The sequence below is a fragment of the Pseudobythopirellula maris genome, from assembly GCF_007859945.1.
GTDB lineage: Bacteria > Planctomycetota > Planctomycetia > Pirellulales > Lacipirellulaceae > Pseudobythopirellula > Pseudobythopirellula maris.
In genome coordinates, this window is record NZ_SJPQ01000001.1 from 222,069 (window position 1) to 244,092 (window position 22,024).

Annotated in this window: 12 protein-coding genes; 5 read left to right on the forward strand and 7 right to left on the reverse strand. The window is 66.2% G+C overall.

The features are described 5' to 3' along the window. Positions 1–395: 395 nt before the first annotated feature. From Mal64_RS00830 to Mal64_RS00845, 4 genes are all read right to left on the reverse strand, one after another. Positions 396–3,566, reverse strand: a complete 3,171-nt coding sequence (locus Mal64_RS00830; protein ID WP_146395763.1) for a glycoside hydrolase family 2 TIM barrel-domain containing protein — start codon at positions 3,564–3,566, stop codon at positions 396–398. Positions 3,567–3,751: 185 nt separating this feature from the next. Next, positions 3,752–4,744, reverse strand: a complete 993-nt coding sequence (locus Mal64_RS00835) for a glycoside hydrolase family 43 protein (protein ID WP_146395765.1) — start codon at positions 4,742–4,744, stop codon at positions 3,752–3,754. A 320-nt stretch (positions 4,745–5,064) separates the two neighbouring features. Continuing rightward, positions 5,065–9,177: a lamin tail domain-containing protein gene (locus tag Mal64_RS00840; protein WP_146395767.1), complete on the reverse strand. Its 4,113-nt coding sequence runs from the start codon at positions 9,175–9,177 to the stop codon at positions 5,065–5,067. 394 nt (positions 9,178–9,571) lie between these two features. Further along, a complete protein-coding gene (locus Mal64_RS00845; protein ID WP_146395768.1) occupies positions 9,572–10,534 on the reverse strand; it encodes a hypothetical protein in 963 nt (320 codons plus the stop codon). 297 nt (positions 10,535–10,831) lie between these two features. Here Mal64_RS00845 and Mal64_RS00850 point away from each other — a divergent pair, with 297 nt between their 5' ends. The 5 genes from Mal64_RS00850 to Mal64_RS00870 all read left to right on the forward strand — a co-directional run bounded on the left by Mal64_RS00850 (position 10,832) and on the right by Mal64_RS00870 (position 18,360). After that, on the forward strand, positions 10,832–11,314 hold the full coding sequence (locus Mal64_RS00850) for a hypothetical protein (protein WP_146395770.1): 483 nt from the start codon (positions 10,832–10,834) through the stop codon (positions 11,312–11,314). A gap of 189 nt (positions 11,315–11,503) precedes the next feature. Next, a complete protein-coding gene (locus Mal64_RS00855) occupies positions 11,504–13,105 on the forward strand; it encodes an efflux RND transporter periplasmic adaptor subunit (RefSeq protein WP_146395772.1) in 1,602 nt (533 codons plus the stop codon). Positions 13,106–13,309: 204 nt separating this feature from the next. Continuing rightward, a complete protein-coding gene (locus Mal64_RS00860) occupies positions 13,310–16,528 on the forward strand; it encodes an efflux RND transporter permease subunit (RefSeq protein ID WP_146395774.1) in 3,219 nt (1,072 codons plus the stop codon). A gap of 35 nt (positions 16,529–16,563) precedes the next feature. Beyond that, complete coding sequence (locus Mal64_RS00865) at positions 16,564–16,920, forward strand: RND transporter (protein WP_146395777.1); 357 nt, start codon at positions 16,564–16,566, stop codon at positions 16,918–16,920. A gap of 87 nt (positions 16,921–17,007) precedes the next feature. Beyond that, positions 17,008–18,360: a TolC family protein gene (locus tag Mal64_RS00870; protein ID WP_146395779.1), complete on the forward strand. Its 1,353-nt coding sequence runs from the start codon at positions 17,008–17,010 to the stop codon at positions 18,358–18,360. 39 nt (positions 18,361–18,399) lie between these two features. Here the strand turns inward: Mal64_RS00870 and cydB are convergent, their stop codons facing one another. The 3 genes from cydB to Mal64_RS00885 form a co-directional block, all read right to left on the reverse strand. Beyond that, on the reverse strand, positions 18,400–19,416 hold the full coding sequence (gene cydB, locus Mal64_RS00875; RefSeq protein ID WP_146395781.1) for a cytochrome d ubiquinol oxidase subunit II: 1,017 nt from the start codon (positions 19,414–19,416) through the stop codon (positions 18,400–18,402). A 4-nt stretch (positions 19,417–19,420) separates the two neighbouring features. Next, entirely contained in the window at positions 19,421–20,953 is a 1,533-nt protein-coding gene (locus Mal64_RS00880; RefSeq protein ID WP_146395783.1) for a cytochrome ubiquinol oxidase subunit I, read from the reverse strand. A 212-nt stretch (positions 20,954–21,165) separates the two neighbouring features. Then, a complete protein-coding gene (locus Mal64_RS00885) occupies positions 21,166–21,735 on the reverse strand; it encodes a PEP-CTERM sorting domain-containing protein (protein ID WP_146395785.1) in 570 nt (189 codons plus the stop codon). Positions 21,736–22,024: the final 289 nt, after the last annotated feature.

Sequence of the window (22,024 nt, forward strand, 5' to 3'; positions counted from 1 at the left end):
GTCGCCAATGACAAGAGCCGCCGCACCGGTGTTCCAGGGGTCTTCGACGCCGTTGTACGCCGGTGTGAGGTTGCCGTTAGTTGTGATCGCGGCAGAAGACTCGTGGGTCGGCCAACAAGAAAGAAGGCCGAATGCCGTCACAATAAACAGACTGATCTTCAATCTGCGTGCAGGCAGGGGGGGGACGAACCGCATAAGAACCGACTCCTTGGCTGAGCCTTGCGCGTAGCTCACTCTGTTGGCAAGCCCTCAACGAGCATGTCAAAAATAGCCCGCGCCTCGAGAAGAAAAAGAAATATATCGAGCATTACAGGCTGTTCGTCGGAAAACTGGCCTTTATTGCAGTTGTCGCTTCGCGCTGAGAAGAGTGCGGCGTCAGACCGGGCACACGCGATTCACTCGATCGGTGTGAGCACGAAGCGCAGCTTGCGGGGCTCGTTCGAGGGGACGGTGTACTTGTCCATCGTCCGTTTGCCCCAGCTGTTGTCCCCGCCGACGCCGTGCACGCGTTCGTCGATGTTGAGGTAGACGAAGTCACGCTGCGGCAGCTCGTGATCGCGCTGTGTGTTCTCCAGGTCGTTCTCGTCGAAGGGCCACGCGCGGATCGTCAGTGGCTGGCTCCCCTCGACACGCAGCCCCGGCTCGGCGCCGCCACGCAGCTCGAGCCAACGCACCCCGGTGCGGGCGCCGTTGTCTTGGGGGAAGGCGTAATGGGTCACGAACTCGCTGAGGGGCGACTCGTAGTTGCCGACGAACGCCGAGTCTTTGCGGTCGATGTAGTTCTCGTGCGGGCCGCGTCCTTGCCAGGCGACCGTGCGACTGGCGCCGCGAAGGGCCAGTCGCACGCCAAACTTCGGCAGGCTGGGCGTCTCGCCCGCTTCGGCGCCGGGCGTGTACTGTAGGTCAACCTCGATCTGCCCCGTCGGCAAGGCCGAGTAGACGAGGCGGCAGGACGAGTCGCCTACCGGCAGCCGGAAATCGAAGCTGGCGATCACCACGCCGAGGCCCGCCTGGTAGGCGGAATGACCGAGCGGCTCGCGATCGGCCGCCGCGGTGCGCCACGCGCCCAAGCGTTCGGCGTAGCCGTTGCCCTTCTGATTGCGGTTGGTCGGCTTCCAGAAGTGCGGCTCGAGCGGCTGGGCGAGCAGCTCGGCGCCGTTGCGTTTCCAGGAGACCAGGGCGCCGCTCGATGCGTCCCAGATGAAAAGCGTGCGCGCGTTCGAAGCGACGATCTTCCCGTCGCTCTCTTCGACCGCGAGGCCCGATCCCTGGCGTGGCGTGATCGGTTCGTACGGCTTGGGCTGCAGCAGGAACTGCTCTCGTGCGACAGCAAACCCGGCCGGCGCCCAGGGGGGCGCCTCCTTGAGCTCGGCGGAGAGCACGCCGCGGACTTCGGCTTTTGAATTATAGGGAGCGTCGAACCCCGGTACGGCTACCTCGATCGACTCGCCCGGCGCCGCGTTGGGCGACGCCAGCTCGCCCGCGGCAGCCTCCACGCCGTCGGCTGTGACCGACCATTTCCAGCGGAGTTCGCTCAGATCGGTGAAGTTGAAACGGTTCGTCAACCGCACGGTTGGCTGGCCGTCGATCCTTTCCAGCAAGACCGGCTGGTAGGCGTGGCGTACCTCCCAGTAGTGCGGGTGCGGCTGACGGTCGGCGCCGATCACGCCGTTGATACAAAAATCGAGATCGTTCGGCTTGTCGCCGAACTCGCCGCCGTAAGCCCAGTACTCGCTGTCGTCGAGCGTGAGCCTCGCCGGGTCCTGGCCGTAGGCGAGCGGTGATCCGTCCCGCGGCTTGGCGATCGCCTGATCGACCCAGTCCCAGATCGCCATGCCGACGTAGTTCGGGTGGCGGTAGAGGGCGTCGACATGCTCACGCAGGTTGCCGCCCGAGTTGCCCATCATGTGGGCGTACTCGCGCACCAGCACGCCCTTGCCGCGCGGGCCCCGGTCTTTGGCTTCCTCGAAATACTCCTCCACCTGATCGATCGTGGGGTAGTCGATGTCACGCCAATCGGTCGTCGCCTCGTCGGCGTGATAGAAGTAGGGCCGGGTCGAGTCGACCCGCTCCATTGCGCGCCGCATCGCCACGAGGCAGCGGCCCGATCCCCCCTCGTTGCCGAGCGACCACACGGCGACCGAGGCGTGGTTCTTGTCGCGCTCGACCATCGAAACGCCGCGATCGACGTGGGCGAATTCCCAGTCGGGGTTGTCGCCCAAGGCGCGGCTGCCCGTGCCGAAGCCGTGGCTTTCTTGGTTCGCCTCGTCCATGACGTACAGGCCGAGCTCGTCGCACAGGGCGTACCAGTAGGGGTCGTTCGGGTAGTGGCTGGTGCGCACGAAGTTGACGTTCGCTCGTTTCATCAGCTCGGCGTCGAGCCGCATCGTGGCGTGGTCGACGTGGCGGCCGGTTCGTGGGTGGTGCTCGTGGCGGTTGACGCCCTTGAGCTTGACCGACTGGCCGTTGACCCAGAACTTCTTGTCACGGAACTCGTACTCACGCACGCCGAACCGCCAGGGAATCGATTCGAGCTCAGCGCCGTCGGCGCCGCGGAGCGTGAGCACCAGCCGGTGGAGCGCCGGCTTCTCGGCCGACCACAACGCGGGACTGGTCAGTTGATGCGACAGCGCGACCTGCGCGGCGCCATCGGCGTCCCACTCGACAGGCTCGCTCGCGAGTTCCGCGATCGGCTCGTCGCCGCCGGGGGCGTACACGCGGGCGGTTAGTGTGAAGGCTTTGTCGCTAGCGTCCGAGGCCCGTTCGAGACGGGCGCTGATCTTGAGCTCGGCGTCGCGGTAGTCGTCGTCCAGGTCGGTCGTCACATAGAAATCTTGTAACGACGCCACGGCGGAGTGGGCCACGAGATCGACGTCGCGGAAGATGCCGCTCAGGCGCCACATGTCTTGGTCTTCGAGGTAGCTGCCATCGCTCCAGCGGTAGACCTCCACGGCCAGCAGGTTCTCGCCATCGGTGAGGTGCTCGGTCAGGTCGAACTCGGCCGGGCACATGCTGTCTTGGCTGTATCCGATGCGTTCGCCATTGAGCCAGACGTAGAACGCGCTCTTCACGCCGGCGAACAAGATCGTGACCCGTTTGCCGTCCCAACCTTCGGGGAGTGAGAAAGTGCGAAGGTAGCTGCCGACTGGGTTGCGCAGCTCGGATTGGGTGAAGTCTTTGGGCGGGTCGAGCGTGACCCGCGGTGGCGCCTTGCGGAACGGGTACTTGGTGTTCGTGTAGATCGGCACGCCGTAGCCCTGCATCTGCCAATTGCCCGGCACACGGATCTCGTCCCAACCGCTGGCGTCGAACGCGGGCTGGTAGAAATCGACGGGCCGTTCTTCGGGTTTCGGCGCCCAGTGGAACCGCCAGGCGCCGTTGAGGCTCACGACGCGGTCCGACGCCCCGCCGGCGTTTGCGGCCGCCTTGTCGGCGTACGGCGTGAAGGTCGACCGAACCGGCAGGCGGTTGATCTCAACAACGGCGGGGTTCTCCCAATCGGGCGCCTCCGCGGCGTGGGCGAGCGAGGGGGCCAGCAGGGCGACGACTAGCAGCAGGCGGTGCATCGGCGGGGGGCTCGTCGGGCTAAGAGAAGTAAAGCGATGAACCACGAAGGAACGATGGAGCAACGAGGAAACGAAGAGGAACGGTCTAACGACCGGCGCATCTTTACCGTTAGGAACGCATTCCTTGCCACCGATGTGGTTGAAACTTGCAGCTTCTTTCGTCGCTGCTTTGTTCCGTCGTGGTTCTACTCGTCAGAAGACTTGGTGAGCTCCCAGCCAATATTCTCACGGTCGGCGATAAAGACCGTGCCGTGACGCGGATGCCTCACCGGCATGCGGAGTTGGTCGCTCTCGTCGGACCACTCTTGAAGGTCGGACGACGACGCCATCGAGTAGTGCCGGTTGGAGTAGCTGTCCCAGTAGAGCAGCCACTCGCCTCGCCACGGGACGAGCGACGAGCCCTCGGCGTTCATCGGGCTGATCGACGTCCCCTGTCCCACGATCGGACCGCCAGCGTCGCTGAAGCTGCGGGGCGTGATCTCCGGCGGGCTGAAGGCCAAACGGATGTTCTTGCCGCCGCGCGCGGCGGAGACTTCCTTCTTGTAATTCATCACCCAGCGGTCGCCCTCGGCGTCGAACACCAGGTGGGCGTCGATCAGGTCCTCGTCGCGGCCCTCGAAGATCGGCTGCGGGTCGCTGAACTGCTGGAAGTCGGTGGTGGTCAGGTAGTACATCCGGTGGTCGCCGCCGTGGCGGTCGTCGTTGCCGTCGCCGTCGGCCAGCTCGCTCGGCAGGGTCGACGACCAGACGACCTTGAACTCGTCGGCAACGTGGTCCCAGCAGATCTCCGGCGCCCACACGTTGTTGGGTTTCTCGCCCTCGCCCCGCCAGGGCTCGATCATCAGCGGCTCGGACCAGCTCTTCAGGTCGGGCGACGAGGCGTAGCCGAAAACCTCGCCTTTCCAGTTCGAGGTCCAGACCATGTGGAACCGCCCGTCGTGGTACACGATCGACGGGTCACGGGTCAGGCTTTGGTTCTTCCACGCGGGGGGCGTGAAAATCGCCTCGTTGCTGTTGACGGCGTGGAACTCGCGGCCGTCTTCGCTCCAAGCGAGGTACACGCCGTTCTCGCCGTTACTGTCGAAATAGGGCAGCAGCAGCACCGGCTCTTGCGCGACGGCGGAACCGGCGCCGAGGTAGATCGCGAGCAACACAGCCGAGAAAAACAACTTGAGCATGGTGGCGCCGAAGAAGGGGGGAGAGGAGTGGCGGCGGCCGAATGGCCAGCCGGTCTTCCCATATTACCCCGAAGCGCAGGCCGGTTGTAGCCATCAGCCGTGGCGGCTTGGCGCTTGTGCTATTTCACGCCTAGAGCGGTTTGCTCATTGGTGTAGACGCTCGGCTCGCGATCGGCGTCATGGCTTCGTCAGCCTGCATTGACATTGCACCGCATTGCCTGCTTCGGCTTCCTCGCCACGCCGCCAATCGCTTCCCCGCTCGTCCACACCAATTCGAAAACCGCTCTAAGGCTGGCGCCTCAGGCCGGTCGGGCGGGCCCTCAGCTCCACCCGTGCCGCAGTCGACGACCGACCGATTCGCCGAGGGCCTCATCGTGCTGCGGGCGGTGGTCGGCGTGGTCGTCACGCGTCGGGCGGTCGCCCCAGTCGGAGCCGCTTTCGTCGTTACCGCGGCGGCCGCGCTGGCGGTCCAAATCTTCGATCGCCAGATCGAACGCCACGGCGGCCGGCGCTGTTTCGCTCGCGGCGAGTTCGGTTTCACGTGTCTCGCCGGTCGGCGTCATGAGGAATGCGAACGCGGGCTGCGAGGCGGCGATGGTCGTGTCGGTCTCGACTGCCGGCGGTTCGGCGTCAGCCGCTTCTTCGGCGATCGCTTCATCGGCTGCCGTCTCGGCGACCAGCAACGCCGGCGGCGCCGGCGTGTAGTTGTCACGCCACACGGTGAAGTCGGCGGCGTCGACCACGCCGTTGCCGTTGCCGTCCGACGCGGTTCCCGGCGTGACCACGTCACCGAACTCGGAGACCCAGGTGTCGTAGTCCGTTCTGTCGACAACGCCGCTGCCGTCGTAGTCGCCCACCAGCGAGCCGTCGGTCCCCGGCGAGCCGCCCAGGAGCAGGCTCGCGCGCCAGTTGGCGGCGTTGTCGTAGGGGTCGCCCGCTGTGGCGGTCACGTCGGCCGGGTCCATGTCGAACGGGCCGATGTACTCCAGCGAGTGACCGTCGCCGTCGGCCGCTTCGGGCCATGGCGAGTCGTCACTGTAAGTGAACGACTGCAGGAGCTGGCCGAACGGCCCGACGAGTGTGACGACCTCGCCGCCGTTGCTGAGGTTGGCGTCGGCGTAGCCTGTGGGGGCGCGGTTGATTCCTGCGCCGTACTGCGCATCGAACTCCGTCGGGTTGCGTGCCACGACGTAGCGCTCGCCCGCGCCGAGTGTGACGCCCAGGGGCAGCGCGAAGGGGTCGTTGGCGAAGCCGGCGATCTCGACGCCGTCCAAGCTGATCGGCTCGGCGCCGAAGTTCAGCAGTTCGATGAACTCGTGCTCCTGAAACTCGGCCGGGTTGTAGTTGAGCTCGACGATGCGGAGCGTGAGCGGGTCGTCGACCAAGAACGACTTGTCGACCTCGGCGCTCCAGTCACCCCCTTCGAGCACGCGCGTGCGGACTTGGGTCGACTCGATGAGGTCGATCGCCCCGGAGTAAACCAAGGCCGACGGCGCCACGCCGCCCCCCTCGAGCCGCGGGTCGCTGCCGTCGAGCGTGTAGTAGACCACGCCGCCGCCGTTGGGGTTGCTGAGCGTCAAGTCGAAGCCGCTCGCCACCTCGCCGCCGTACTGGTTCATCACCGGCGCCGCCGTGTCGACGAGCCAGCCGCGGTCGTCGAACTGGCCGAGCACGATGTTCGTGCGGACGGGGAAGAAGTCGGTCAGCACGCCACCCACGTTCGCGAGCCAGTCGTCCGCGTCGTAGTCGCCGCGGTTGTCGCCCCAGCGGGCCGCCTCGGCGTTGATGGCGCCCGAGAGCTCGTCGATTCGCAGCTGGAACACCGCCGCCGCGCCGGCCGGAGTGAGCAGGCCGTCTTGGGTCATCAGCCGCTCGACATGGTCGGCGAAGCGCAGCCGGTACTCCTCGCTCTCCATCAAGTCGAAGTGGATCTGCGTGGGGGCGTAGTCGTCGCGGTCCTCGTCCTCACCGATGTACTTGGCGGTGAGGTCGTAGCCGACGTCGAAGTTGTTCTCGCCGTAAACCTGGTTGTCGTCGGTGGGGAAGGCGTGCTCTTGGTCCCAGGCGTGGAACCGCCACTGCCCCTCGGGGTCGACGTGGTTGTACGTGGCGTACCAGTTGTCTTGGCCCCAGTCCCAGTTTCCGGCGTAGTAGTGGACCACCATGTAGTTGATGAAGTCGTCGATGTCGAGCAGCGCTTTGACGTCGTCGTACTCGGAGCTGTTCGACACGTCGTCGTTCGCCTCGTCCAGCAAACGCAAGTACTCCTGCTCGGCGGTGAGCCCGCCGTCGACGTAGATGAACTCTTCCGGGTGCTCGGACGTGCCGTTGAACGCCTTGATGGCGTAGTAGTCGTCCTCGTCGCCGCCTTCGTACTCTTGGATGAACGAGTCGTCGGGCCGCTCGTGCAGGTTGTAGATGCCCCAGTACTGGCCATTCAGGTAGAGGTGCACCCAGCGCCCGTGGGGCGACAAGCCTCCGCCTAGGTTCACGTAGTCAGAGACCACCTGGTCGTTGATGTACTTGGCCACCGCGTTCTGCTGCGGGTTGGCGTGCAGCCAGGTGTAGTTGTATTGCGCGTCGAGGATGAAGGTGTCGAAGTCGTCCACGGCGTTCTCGCCGTCGACGGCCGAGTTGGTGAGCACCGTCGAGTCCTTCAGCTCGCCCTCGCCGTAGGGGTGCTTGAACTTCACCTGGAACGACAGCTTGTCGGTGTTCCAACGCCGCACGGTCGAGTTGCCCTGGATCTCGACCGCCGCGTCGATGTGGAACTCCTCGGCGCCGTCGGCCGTGAAGAACTCGACCGACGAGGCCCGCTCGTCGCTCTCGTACTTCCACCCTTCGGTCTCGGTGTAGATGCCGTCCTCGTCGCCGTCGCCGAACAGCTCCTCCCAGTTCATCACGAGCGAGACGGTGGGGATCGCTTGGAAGTCTTCCTTCAGGTTCTCGGCGCCGACCGCCGCGACGATCGTGGGGTCGACATCCCAGTCGGGCGGCGAGCCCCAGTCGGTGTAGTCAGGCAGACCCGAGCCGTCTTGCTGAAGCACATCGTCGAGGAAAATGTAAGTCTGCGTGTCGATGTCGGTCGGGTAGTAGCCGTCCTGGAAGGCCGCCGCGCGGAGCGTGGTGGTGGTCGTGATCGAGACCGGTCCGCTATAGATGGCGCCGTGCGAGGCGCTCGGCGCCGTGCCGTCGGTCGTGTACCGGATCGTCGCGCCGGGGGCGTCGGGCGTGGCGATCTCGACCGTGAACGGGGCGTCGTAGAACCCACGATCAACCGAGAACGTGGTGTCGACCACCAGCCCGTCCCAGCCGGCGCCGTTCTCCGAGCCGGGCGTGGGGACCGTCAGGAAGCTGTTGTCGACAGCGCCCGTGGCCCGCTCGGCGGTGAGCAGCGGGTCGATCAGGAAGTCGTTGCGCTGCGAGCCGCTGGTGTGGTTCGCGGCGTAGAACGACAGCACGTTCTCGCCCTCCTCGAGCTTCTCGATCCAGGCCGACAGGTCCAGCACGTCGGGCGTGCTGATTACTTCGCTGTCGGGTCGGTTCGAGCGGGCGTTCAGCAGGAAGTTGTAGCCGTTGCGGTACGTCGTGTCGACGTTCTTGCGGGCGATCTCGTCGCCGTTGAGGTAGGCGATGTAGCCGTCGTCGTAACGCAGCTCGAGCTGCATCGAGGCGAGCTGCGCCGGGTTGTCCACGTTGAACGGCACGCGCACGTAGGCGCTCACGTGGCCGCTGTTGTAGTCCATCTGCCCGCTCGAGAGCTCCTGGTAGATCAGCGAGTCGAGGGCGTTGTCGTCGCGGTCGTAGCCGACGCCGGTCTTGGTTTGGATCCAAGAAGAATCATCGAAGCCGATGTCGCGCCAGAAGTCGTCGACCGCCGCGTCGGGACTCGACGAGTGGTAGGCCCGCACCGTGGCGTCGGCCTCGTCGCCGATGAGCGATTCCGCGACCGTGGCGTCGCGGTCGGCCCCGACCCCGTAAGCGATGTCGCTCAGCTGAGCGGGGTAATCGAGGAACGAGTCGACGACGGTCACGCCGTTCGCGGCGACGAGCAGCAGGTCTTCGCCGTCGGCGCTGAGCGAGAAGTTCGTGTGCAGCTCGGGCCCGGTCAGGTCCTTGCCCGAGGCGAACACGACGAGCCGCTCGTCGGCGCCGAGCAGCGTGCCGGCGGGCAGCTGCCACTTGGTCGGCTCCGTGGCGTCGTCCGAGAGATGCCAGCCGCCGAGATCGACCGTCGCGGCGCCGTTGTTGTGCAGTTCGACCCAGTCGCTGTTGTCGCCCTCGAAATCCTCGAGGCCCGAGTCGTTGCTCGCCAGGAACTCGCCGATGACGACCGTGAGCGCGAGCCGCGGCTCGAGGTTCTCGCAGGCCAACGTACGACGCTTAGCCGAGGTCCGCGCGCGGCGGTCCTTGCGGGGTCGGTGACGCCTCATCGGTGCTCCTTCTCTGCCCCCGGGAGTCTCCGGGCGCGGCTGTGTGTTCTCGGGTGGATTTAGGCGGCCGGACCCCGGCCTAGAGCGACGCCCTAGGGCGTCGCGTGATTGAAGAGGGGAGAAGTCGGTAGCTTGAAAAGTCTTTACCTGTAAGGGCTCACTGCTATGTGCATGGCCACCCTCTACATTAGGCACACGCCCCGTTATGAGCAACGGAGCCGTGGGTCTGTTATGAGACACCCTTGCGGCATGCTACCCGCGTGTTGACGAAAGGGTCCGACGCCTTGCCTCGCGGTCCACTCCGGAAGGGGCGCATTGATAGCCGCCGGATCGCTGGTTGCACGTGAGGGGCTGCGACTGCGGCCAAGATTCTCGGAGCGGTACGAGAGATCGCCTACTCGGGGGCAAGCACGCTCGGCTTGACCTGCGAGATGACCTTGTCGGCCTCGACCGTCACCGAGGGGTGCACGCGGCTCAGGACCCACGGGTGGGGACCGCTCACCAGCAAGTCAAGACGCACCACGGCCGGGTTCTTGCGTGTCGAAGTGACCGCCACCAGATTTCCGCCGTGCAGGGCGTCGACCTTGCCATGGATCGAGAAGCGGCGGTTGTTCACGCCCACGTTGCCAAGCCGCAGCAGCTCGCTGCCAAAGAAGAGACCGCTACGCACGGCGAGCTCGCCGCCGGCGCGGATGTCGAACACCAAGGGGCAATCCCACACTCGCAACCCGTCGAAGCTGTGCCCCATCGATTGGTGGTTGTTGGTCTGGTAGGCGACCTTGCAGTCGTCGAACAGGCAGTTGCGCCAGGTGAGCATGTCGTTATTGTGCTCCCCCTCTTCGAGTCCGCATTTCACGCCGACGTCAAAGCCCGAAATCGTGACGCGCTCGAAGGTGTGCTTGCCGGAGCCGATCCCCTTGCGGTCGCCCTTGGAGATCAGCACGCCTACGCCAGCGCCGTCGCCCAGCAGGTTGAGCCCCTCGATGCGTGCGTGCGAACCGGGGATGCTCAAGAGCGGCTCGTTGGGATTGACCGCGATCAGTTGGGTCATCGCCCCGCCAAAATTCTCTCGCTGCTGGCGGGTGAAGGCCTCGCCGTTGCCTGCGCCGATCAGCCGTACGCCCACGCGGTAGGGGAACTTCAACGGCCCGCAGGGCCAGTCGCCTGCCGGGATGTAGATCGGCAGCCCGTGCTCGGCGACCGTTTCGAGGGCCGTGTTGAGCACCCGCGTGGTCGAATCCACGTCGCCCCGCACGGCGCCGTAGTCGGCGATGTTCAGATACGGCTGCTGGGCATTGGCGGCCAAGGCGCCCGCAAGCATCAGGACGAAGCCAAGGGCTAGCCGGCTGAGCGCCATGCGTCGAGAAGACGGCGGTGATATCGTCGGGCGTTTCAAAGTGAGCAAGCGATCGTTTTTTATGGGGGGCAGTATTTCAACGGCTTCGACCGCGTCGGTGCGGCAAAAGTTCCGTCCCGCGTGCTTTGCGATTGCCAGTTGCCCGGAAATCGGGTAAATCAGCAGTCGCCGCATAACTGGGACCGCGAATTTGCCTGCCCCGGCTCACAAACCTAGAATAGTGCTAGGTAAAACCTTTTCGGGCGGAGCAGCCTCTGCGTCTCCGCTACCAGTATAGACCACCCCTCGCCGACCGCTTTGCTGCTTCACCGGACCATCACGATCGTCCTCGCCTTCGTCGCCGCGCTTTGTCCGGCGCTGGGGGGGCATGCGTGCGGCGTTGGTTGCGAAGCGGTCACCGCAGAGGCCGGTCATCATCGTGTGTCTCAGACCCACGACTATGAACAGGTGGCGAAGGTCTCCGTAGCGCGCACCTGCGAAGCGCGGTGCGTTGGCTCCTCTTGCTCCACCGATACGAGTGATCTGCCTATCCGGCACGATCATGGCGGCAAACATCAAGACTGCATCTGCCAAGGAGCGGCGGTCGCCGATTTCGGACGCGGCTACGCCGACGGGTTGATCGACCTCGACGCATTCTTGGCTCCCACCTTCGCCCCGTTGGCGGCCGCGCTCAGCCGCCAAGCGTTGGCGCCGCTCGCCACTGGCCGGCCGGGCGACGACCCCTGCCCCCCCGCCTGGGGCAAGGACCTCTGCGCGCACTTCTGCACGCGTTTGATCTGATCCGCTGCGCCCGCTCTCGCGGCTTGCGCACGCGCTCGGCTGATCTAGCCGGACGCATCTTCGCGCTACGCCCGCCTCTCTGCGACGTTCACGATCGCAACTATTCGCTTTGCACCTGAACGTGGGGGGCGAATTGAACTGCGTGATCCGATCTTGCTCTCCCTTTGCGGCCCAGCCGGAGCCCGTTCGATGAGTGACGCCACCCTGCCCCAACCCCAACCCCCGGCTCCCGCCGCCGCCTCGCCGTTGCGATGGCTGCTGAGCATTGCGCCAACCGTCGCCGCTGTTGTGGCGATCGGCCTGGTCGGCTACTGGGGCCACTCGACCGACTGGCGCATGCCGAGCTTCGACGAACTCGTTGGCGCATCGGTCGAGGCCGAAACCCCATGGTGCGAAGAGCACAACGTTCCGGCGGCCGAGTGCGTGGAGTGCCAAGCCTCGTTGTTGCCCAACGCCGAAACATACGGCTGGTGCGACGAGCACGGCCTCGAGCCTTGCCCGCTCTGCCATCCCGAAGTGGTGCAGATCGAATCGCCGCCCGTGATCGCGACGCAGGAGCTGGAGCGAGTCGCCGCGGTCCTCGACTTGCGGGAGCGGGCCGAGAACGTGGTCGGCTGCCCACTCAACGCCCAGCGGGTTCAGTTCGCCTCGGTCGAGGCGGTGGATAAGGCCGGCATCGATGTCGATCTGGTGCAGCGTCGCGCTCTGGTCGAGGCGGTCGAGGCGAACGGCGAGATTACCTACGACCAAACGCACTTGGCGAGGCTCGCGTCGCGGGCCGCGGGCAGTCTGTGGCGGGTGGAGAAGAGCTTGGGCGACCGTGTTTCGCCGGGCGACGTGCTCGCGCTGGTCGACGCCGCCGCTGTCGGCCGGGCCAAGGCCGAGCTGCTCGACGCGTTGGCCGATGTCGACTACCAGCAGCAAACGGTCGACCGTTTAAGACCGCTAGCGGAAGAACAGATCATCCCCGGCGCCCGCATGCTCGAGTCGGAAACCGCCTTGCAGCAGGCCGAGATCAAGCTGCGGCAGGCCCAGCAATCGCTCGTGAATCTTGGCCTCGCGCCGCCGGTCGAGGAGCTCGCCCGGTTGTCTCCCGCCCAGCGGGCCGAACGATTGCGGCTACTCGGGTTGAGTGACGAGCTCAAAGCGACGCTCGACCCCGAGTCGACGACCAGCAACCTGTTGCCGATCGTCTCGCCGATCGAGGGCGAGGTGATCCGTCGCGACGCCGTGGCCGGCGAGGTGGTCGGCGCCCAGGCGCCGCTGTTCCAGGTGGCCGATACCCGCGAGATGTGGCTCGTGCTGAGCGTGCCGACCGAGGAATCGGCCTACCTCATGCGAGGCCAAGAGGTGCGGTTCCAGGCCGAAGGCTTGCGCACGCCGATCGTCGGCCGACTCGACTGGATCAGCACCGACATCGACCCCCACACCCGCACCGTCTCCGCCCGGGCGGTGCTCGAGAACCCCCGTGGCGAGTTGCGGAGCGAGACCTTTGGCAAGGGCCGCGTGCTGCTGCGTGACGACCCCGAAGCGATCGTCGTTCCCGAGTCGGCCGTGCAATGGGACGGCTCGTGTTACGTGGTGTTCGTGCGCGACCGCGACTACTTCAAACCCGACGGCCCGAAGGTGTTCCACACCCGCCCGATCCGACGCGGCGTGAGCCAGGGTGGCTTCACCGAGGCGATCGCCGGCGTCTGGCCCGGCGAGGTGGTCGTGACCGAGGGGAGCGGCGTTCTGCGCTCGCAGATCCTCAAGAACAACCTCGGAGCGGGCTGCACCTGCGGTCACTAAGGGGACGGAAGCGGAACACCAATCTTCGCTAATCGATGCAAATGCAAGATGACAGTTATTCTCGCTAACTTGAGCCGATTAGTGTTCGTCGTTCAAAAAAACACTGCCGCGATCAGATGATCTCCTACCCATAGCAGTCTTCTGCATCCGCCCGACCTCTTTGATCCTACTGCTACGCCATAGCTACCCTCGGAACTCCTGCCCATGCTCAATTGGATCATCGAAGCGTCGCTGCGACGGCGATCGGCAGTGGTGATGCTGGTGTTGCTGGTGGCGGCGGCGGGGGTGGCTTCGTTGCGACAACTCGACATCGACGCCTTCCCCGACACCACGCCGGTGCAGATCCAGATCAACACCGTGGCGCCTGCGCTCACGCCCGAGGAGGTCGAACGGCAGCTCACGTTCCCCGTGGAGCAGGCGATCGGCGGGCTGCCGGGGCTCGACGAGATGCGCAGCGTCTCGAAGTTTGGCTTCTCGCAGGTGACCGTCGTGTTCGAGGACGGCGTCGACGTCTACTTCGCCCGCCAGCTCGTGGGCGAGCGACTCGCCACGGTCAACCTGCCGCTGGGCGTCGACGCGCCGCAGATGGGGCCCGTCGCCACCGGCTTGGGCGAGGTGCTGCACTACGTGCTCACGTACGATGGGTACGATCTCTCGCGGCTTCCTCAAGAGGAGCGAGAGCAGAAGCTCACCGAGCTGCGCACGCTGCACGACTGGGTCGTGCGGCCGCAGCTGCGCACCGTGCCGGGCGTCGCCGAGGTGAACACCTGGGGCGGCTACGAGAAGCAGCACCAAGTGCTCGTCGACCCCGACCGGCTGATCCGGTACGGCCTAACGTTCGACCACCTGGTCGAGGCGCTGGAACGCAACAACCGCAACGTCGGCGGCGGGTCGATCACCCGCGGCGCCGAGATGCTGCTCGTCCAGGGGCAGGGACGCACGGTCACCGCCGACGAGATCGGCCAGGTGGTGCTCGCGGCGGAAGACGGGGTGCCGGTGCGGGTGTCGGACGTGGCCGAAGTGGTCATCGGCCACGCCATCCGCCGCGGCGCCGTCACGGCCGGCGGCCTGGGCGAGGTGGTCATGGGTCTTGGCTTCTCGCTGATGGGCGAGAACACGCACCAGGTGACCACCGAACTGAAGGAGCGGCTCGACCTGATACGCCGCTCGCTGCCGCCCGGCGTGAAGATCACCACCGTTTACGACCGCACGGAGCTGGTGGCCCATGTCTTGGACACGGCCCGCAAGAACCTCTTCGAGGGCGGCTTGCTTGTGGTTGCGGTGCTGTTCATGTTCCTCGGCAGTCTGCGGGCGGGGCTGATTGTGGCCGTTGCGATCCCGCTATCGATGCTGTGCGCTTTCAGCGGCATGCTGCAGTTCGGCGTGGCGGCCAGCCTGCTGAGTCTGGGCGCCATCGACTTCGGCCTGGTGGTCGACAGCTCGGTGGTGATGGTCGAGAACTGCGCCCGCAAGCTGGGCGACAGCGCGAACAGCGGACGCAGCCGGCTGGCGATTGTCCGCGACGCGGCTCTCGAGGTGCGTCGGCCTACGCTGTTCGGCGAGCTGATCATCATGATCGTCTACCTGCCGATCCTCACGCTTGAGGGGGTTGAGGGCAAGCTGTTCCGGCCGATGGCGCTCACGGTGATCTTCGCCCTGGCCGGGTCGATGCTGATGTCGATGACGCTCATGCCGGTGCTGGCGAGCCTGGTGCTGCCGCGGCGTAGCGAGCGCCGCGAGCCGCTGCCGATCCGCCTCGCCAAGCGGCTCTACCGGCCGGTGCTGCACGCCACGATGCGCCACAAGTCGGCCGTCATCGCCTTGGCGCTGACGGTGCTTTTCGTGGCGTTCGGCATGATCGCGCCGAACCTGGGGTCGGAGTTCGTTCCTCAGCTCTCCGAGGGGGCGATGGCGATCAACGTCGTGCGGCTGGCCGGCACAAGCCTCGAAGAATCGACCCGTTACAACACCGAGATGGAGCGCGCTATCCTGGCCGCCTTCCCCGACGAGGTGGCCCACGTCTGGAGCCGCATCGGTTCGGCCGAGATCGCCACCGACCCGATGGGGGTCGAGCTCACCGACGTGTTCATCACGCTCCACCCGCGCAGCCAATGGAAGCGCGCATCGACCCAAACCGAGCTGACCGCCGAGATCCAGCGCGTGCTGCGCGACTTGCCGGGGCAGCGGCTCGCCTTCTCGCAGCCGATCAAGCTGCGGCTCGACGAGATCGCCACCGGCGTCCGGTCAGACGTGGCCGTCAAGCTGTTCGGCGATGACTACGACGAGATGGTCCGCATCGCGGGCCTCATCGAGCGGGTGCTCGCCTCGGTGCCGGGCGGCGCCGACGTGGCGGCCGATCAGGTGACCGGTCAGCCGGTGCTGCAGGTCAAAGTGGACCAAGAGGCGATCGCCCGTTACGGCGTGCCCGCCACGGCGGTGCTCGACCTGGTCGAGGCGGTCGGCGGCCGCCGCGTGGGCGATGTCTACGAGGGGCAATACCGCTTCCCGCTCGTTGTGCGTCTACCGAGCGCCGACCGCGCCTCGCCCGAGGCGATCGAGAGCATGCTCGTCGCCACCCCGGCGGGCGAACGCCTGCCGCTTGGCCGGTTGGCCGAGGTGCGGCTGGTGGAGGGCCCCTCGCAGATCGCCCGCGAATGGGGCCAGCGACGCATCAGCATCCAGGCCAACGTGCGCGGCCGCGACGTCGGCAGTTTTGTCGCCGAGGCGCAGCAAAAAATCGCTCAGCAGATCCAGCTCCCCGGCGGCCGCTACCACCTCAGTTGGGGCGGCCAGTTCGAGCACATGGAGCGCGCCCGGGCTCGACTGATGATCGTTGTGCCGATCGTCCTGGCCACGATCTTCGGGCTCCTCTACCTGACGTACCACAACTGGGTCGACGCGCTGCGGGTCTTCACCGGCGTGCCGTTCGCATGGACCGGCGGCGTGTTCGCCCTGTGGGTCCGCGGCATGCCGTTCTCGATCTCGGCGGCGATCGGCTTTATCGCCCTCTCGGGCGTGGCGGTCTTGGACGACATGCTGCTCGTCTCGACGATCAAGCAGCTCCGCGCCCGCGGGCGCGACCTCGAGTCGGCCGTCGAGGAGGCCGCCATGACCCGGCTCCGGCCGGTGCTCATGACCACGCTCGTGGCCGCGTTGGGCTTCGTGCCGATGGCGCTGAGCACCGGCATGGGCGCCGAGGTGCAGCGGCCGCTCGCCACGGTGGTGATCGGCGGCGTGATCAGCGCGATGGTCATGTCGCTGCTGGTGCTGCGTGTGCTGTACGTCGTGTTCCCCGGGGCCGGCCGCTCCCGCCAGGCGGCGTTGGCCGAAGCCGACACGCGGGCCACGGCTGCGCCTGACCCGGTCGGCGGTACTGCAGTGGCGCCTACCAAAACAACCAATGCCGAGCAGGCAATCGACTGATTCTTTTTGTACCTCTCACCCATGGAACGGAAGCAATGAACTACAAGACCAACCATTTCCTAGCCGCGACGCTAACGACGGCGTTGCTAGCAATGGCCGGCTGCGGCCCTTCGGACACTGCGGAGCACGATGAGCACGAGCACGCGGAAACCGAGACCGTGGCGCACGACCACAGCGGTTGGTGGTGCGTTGAGCACGCGATTCCTGAAGAGGTCTGCACCCGCTGCGACCTGAGCCTGATCGCCGGGTACAAGGCGGACGGCGACTGGTGCGAAGAGCACAACCGCCCGGAATCGCTCTGCTTTCTCTGCACGCCTGCGCTGGCCGAGCCTTTTGCCGCCCGATACGAGGCGAAATTCGGCAAGGCGCCCCCCGAACCGACCGATCCCTAGTCTTGGGCGATCGTTGCATGCGAACGTCCATTTACCGTGGCAAGGAGGCCTGGTGTGCGGATTCGGTACGGAATAATCAGTGCTAGCGTGGCCTGCGCGATCGCGGGCTGCGCCGGCGGTCCGCGCGTGGCGGAAGTCAGTGACCCGCCAGCGACGCGTTACGCGCCCGAAGAGAGGATCGCGCGCGCCTCTTACGACGAGCCGGTGCTATTGCTCACGCCGGCGGAGGCGTCGCCGGTGCAGCCCACGGCCCTGACCGGCGGGCCGTCGCCGCTGAGTCTGGCGGACGTGGAATCGATGGCCCTCGCCAACAACCCAACCATCGCCCGCGAGCGGGCTCGTGCCGACGCGTTGCGCGGCGAATGGCTGCAGGTCGGGCTCAAGCCGAACCCGCGGGTCGGTTACTCCGGTCAGGAGATCGGCTCCGAAGGGTCGGCCGGCCAGCAGGGGGCGTTTGTCAGCCAGCGTTTCATCACGGGCGGCAAGCTGCAAAAACGCCGCGACGTGGTCGCCTACGAGATCCGACAAGCGAACGAGCGGCTGGCCGCTCAACAGCAGCGGGTGCTGACCGACGTGCGAGCGGCGTTCTACGACGCGCTCGTGGCCCAGGCCCGAGTCGGCGTCGCCAGCCGCTTGGAGGACTCTGCGCGTCAGGCCGCCGGGACGGTTACGCGTCTGCTCGACGCGCAGCAGGCGACGCGTGTCGCACAGCTGCAAGCCGAGGTCGAGGCCGAGTCGGTTGCGGTCGAGCGGATCACCGCCCAAGGCGAAGCCGAGGCCGCCTGGCGGAGGCTGGCGGCGATGACGGGCGACGCGTCGCTGGCGCCAGCGCCGCTCCTCGGTGAAGCAAGCGTGCCGCCCGCCATGGCGAGCTGGGAAACCGCGTTGGCTCGCTTGCTGGCCGAGAGCCCCGAGATGTCGGCCGCGATGGCGGGCGTCGACCGCGCCCGGGCAGAGGTGCGCCGCGCCTGCGCCGAGGGCAAGCCCGACCTCACGATGCAGGTCGGATTGCAACGCGACGACGCTTCGCACGACACGCTCACGAGCGTGCAGATCTCGGCGCCGCTGACGCTCTACGACCGCAACCAGGGAGGCGTGCGTCGTGCTCAATCAGAGCTGACCGCCGCCCGCCGCGAAGCGGACCGTGTCGAGCTCGACTTGGCGGCCCGGCTGGCGACCGTTTATCGATCGCTCCAGAACAGCCGCACGAGCGCCGAGCGACACGCCGAAGAGCTCATGCCGCGCGCCGAGGAAACGCTCCGTCTCACGGAAAAAGGCTACACCGCCGGCGAGTCGCCCTACCTTGATCTGCTCACCGCGCAACGGACTTTCTACCGCACAAATCTCAACTACCTTGCCGCCGTCCGCGACGCTTGGCGGGCGTATAACCAAATCGAGGGGCTGCTGCTGACCGGCGGCCTCGACTCGGCGCGCGAGTAGGCCGACGCGAATTGTGATGACTGGCGGCGAGAACAACGCTTAGTAGCTGTGCTCGTCGAGCTCCACCTTGCCGCGGAAGGTCCAGTAGACCACCGTGGTGTAGGCCAGCACGCAAGGCATGCCCAGCAGCGCGATGATCGACATGATCCAGAGCGTCTTCTCGCTCGACGCGGCGTTGTGGATCGTCAGGCTGTGCTCCGGGTAGGGGCTCGAGGCGACTAGGTTCGGGAAGATCGCTACGCCCAGCAGGAAGACGAGCGCGAGGATCGTCGCTCCGGACGAGAAGAACGCCGCCAGCTCGTGGCCCTTCTTCATCGATCGCGAGATGTTGAGGATCGCCAGCACGTTGAGCACCGGCACCAAGAGCGCCCAGGGGGCGTGGGCGAAGTTGGTCAGCGCGTGCGGCAGGGCGACCATCGTGGCCACAGTCACGGCGATCCACAGCAGGGCGAACGCCCCGTGCAGCCGCCAGGCCCAGCGGTCGACTCGCTCGCGCAGCTCGTCTTTGGTTTTGAGCCGCAGGAACAACGCCCCGTGCTGGGCGAACAGTGCGACGGTCATCGCTCCGACCAGGAGCGGGTACCAGCCGAGCTGGTCCATGAGCGTGGCGCGCATCACGCCGCGCTCGTCGAGCGGCACGCCGACCATCGCCCCACCGATGGCGACGCCGAACACGAGCGACGCGACGAGACTCGACAGGAAGAACACGCCGTCCCACAAACCGCGCCACCAGCCCCATTTGAACTTGCTGCGAAATTCGATCGAGACGGCCCGGAAGATCAGCGCGCCGAGCACCGCCATCAAGGCCGTGTAGAAGCCCGAGAAGACCGTTGCGTACGCCTCGGGGAAGGCCGCGAACAGGGCTCCGCCAAACGTGACCAGCCAAACCTCGTTGCCGTCCCAGAGCGGGCCGATCGAGTTGAAGAGGATCCGCCGTTCGTGGTCGTTCTTCGCCACGGGCGTGAGCATGCCGACCCCGAGGTCGAAGCCGTCGAGCACGGCGTAGCCGGCGAGCAGCACGCCCAAGAGCACAAACCAGAGTAGCGCGTAGTCCATCGTTCTACTCCTTGCTCTTATCGCCAGTCATGCCCTCGCGGTGGCTCACCATCTCGGTGACCGCCTCGACGAACCCGCCATGCTCATCGTGACCGGCACGCCCGTCTCCCGCGGCCACACCGGCTGGGCCGTGCGAGATCTTGGTGTGGAGCAACGAGATCCACAGGCCAAACAGCACGGTGTAAATCAGTCCGAAGAACAGGATCGAGCCGAGCACCTGGTCGGCGCTCACGGCCTCCGACACGCCGTCGGAAGTCCTCAGCCCGTCGACCGCAACGCCATCGACCACCCGAGGATAAACGATCCATGGCTGGCGGCCGACCTCGGCGGCGACCCAGCCCGCCTCGTTCGCAACGAACGCCGGCACGACCATCAACACGAACAGCCACAAGAGCCAGTGGGTGGTGAACAGCCGGCCCCGCCAGTAGTACAGCCACGCCAGCAGCGTCATCGCGATCATGGCCGAGCCGATCGCCACCATCAGGTGGTACGCCTGGAACGTGATCCAGACGGGCGGCCGGCCGTAGATCGGGTCCAGTTCGTCGAGCCCCTGCACCTCGGCCGAGGTATCGAAAGCGAGCAGCCAACTCAGCATGCCCGGCACGGCCAGGCCGTAGTCGACCGTTTCGGTCTCGTCGTTGGGCGAGCCGAACAGGTAGATCGGGGCGTTGTCGGTCGTCTCGTAGACGCCCTCCATCGCGGCGAGCTTGGCCGGTTGGTATTCGGCCACGGCGTTCGCCTGCTCGTGGCCCGAGAGCAACTGGGCGAAAGCCGCCACGGTGGCGAGCAGCAGGCCGCCGACGAATGAGCGCCGAGCAAATTCCTCGTGACGCCGCTTGATCAGGTACCACGCCGAGATGCTCATCACGAAGAACGCCCCCAGCAAGAACGCCCCGAGCCAAACGTGGACCAGCCGGTTCATGCTCGAGGGATTGAAGACGAGCGCCCAGAAGTCGACAATCTCGGCCCGCTGGTAGACCTGGCCGTTCACCACGTAGTCGCGTATCTCGGAGCCGGCCGGAGTTTGCTGCCAGCTGTTGGCGATCACGATCCAGACGCTCGAGAAGATGCCCCCCACGGCGACCATCAGCGTCGCAAAGAAGTGCGTCTTTGGTCCTACGCGGTCCCAGCCAAACAGCAGCAGCGAGAGGAATCCCGACTCGAGGAAGAACGCGAAGATCCCCTCGGCCGCCAGGGCCGAGCCGAACACGTCGCCGACGAACCGCGAGTAGGCGGCCCAGTTCGTGCCGAACTGGAACTCCATGACGATGCCGGTCACGACGCCCATGGCGAAGTTGAGGCCGAAGATCTTGGTCCAGAACCGCGCGGCGTCGTCGTAGATGGCGGCGCCGGTCGCCAGGTGGCGACCCTTCAGGTAGACGAGCACCACGCTCATCCCGATCGTCAGGGGCGGGAAGAGGTAGTGGAACATGATCGTCAGCGCGAACTGCAACCGCGACAGCACGACCACGTCGAGCCCCCACGCCGTGTCGGCGCCGGCGGCGGACTGGGCGAACAATAAGAGGGAATCGGGCATCGCACACCGAGCGGGTGAGTGAGGCGGGCGGATCTTTTCGATCAGTTTACTGTTCGCCTGTCGCCACGCCAGTGCGTCGACTTGTCACGTCGGAGAATCGAAATGCCACAACAGCCGTGCGCGCACGAAAGAGCCGCTCGCGTGTCGAGTACGCGAGCGGCTCTGTCGTAGTGGTGTGTCGCTGAGGGGGCTTGTCACCGCGAAGCGGTGCTTCAGCGCCGGCGACGCCAACCCAGCGAAGCGGCGCCAACCGCCAACAGCGCAACCGACGTCGGCTCGGGGACGGCAGTCGAGCGGACGTAGCTGAACGAGCCGCCGCTGGTGCGTTGGCCCCATTCGGTAAACTTCAGGTCGAGGTAGATATCGTCCTCGATCAAGTGGACCACGTAGTTCACGCCCACCGAGCCTGGCGGGTTGCTGCTAACGGCGTCGAGCCAGGTGCCGAAAGGGAGCATCGAAAGGTCGTCCGCCGTGCTGCCGATGGCCCACGCGGTTCCCGCGGGGCCCGGGTTGGGCACGCCATCGGGAAAGCCCTCCACGCGGGCGTTGAAGATCCCCTTGGTGGCGCCGCGGGTGATCCATACGTTGTCGGTGATGCGGTCCTGGTTCTCTTCGAGCATCCAGGCGTCTTCGTCCATGATGATGCTTCCGCGTTCGAAGCTGATCATGGGGCCGTTCCAGATGACCGGGTCGGCCGACGCATGGGCGGCCTGCAGCGTGACGAGCAGCAAAGCGATCGGCAGCTTCCGCCAGAGGTAGCTGTGCATGGTGTTGAGTCTCAAGTAGGGGGGTGTTGTGTGTGGAGTGTGGGCGACGAGCGCTAGGGCCCGGCGGGCGGGTCGAGGGCGCCGCGACGCGTGCGGCGAGCGCAAGGCTCCGCAGAAAAAAACATGTGCGACGCGACCGCCCGCCAACGGCGGAGCGATGGGCAATGCGAGAGAGCTGAAGGCGCAACGACCCGCCGCAAGCGGCTAGGAAGGGTCGTTTGGCGTGGCGCCTCAGGCGTGCATTGGCAAGCGGCTCAAGAAAAAAAGGTTGGCGCCGCCTAGAAAAGCGACGACCCATCTATTT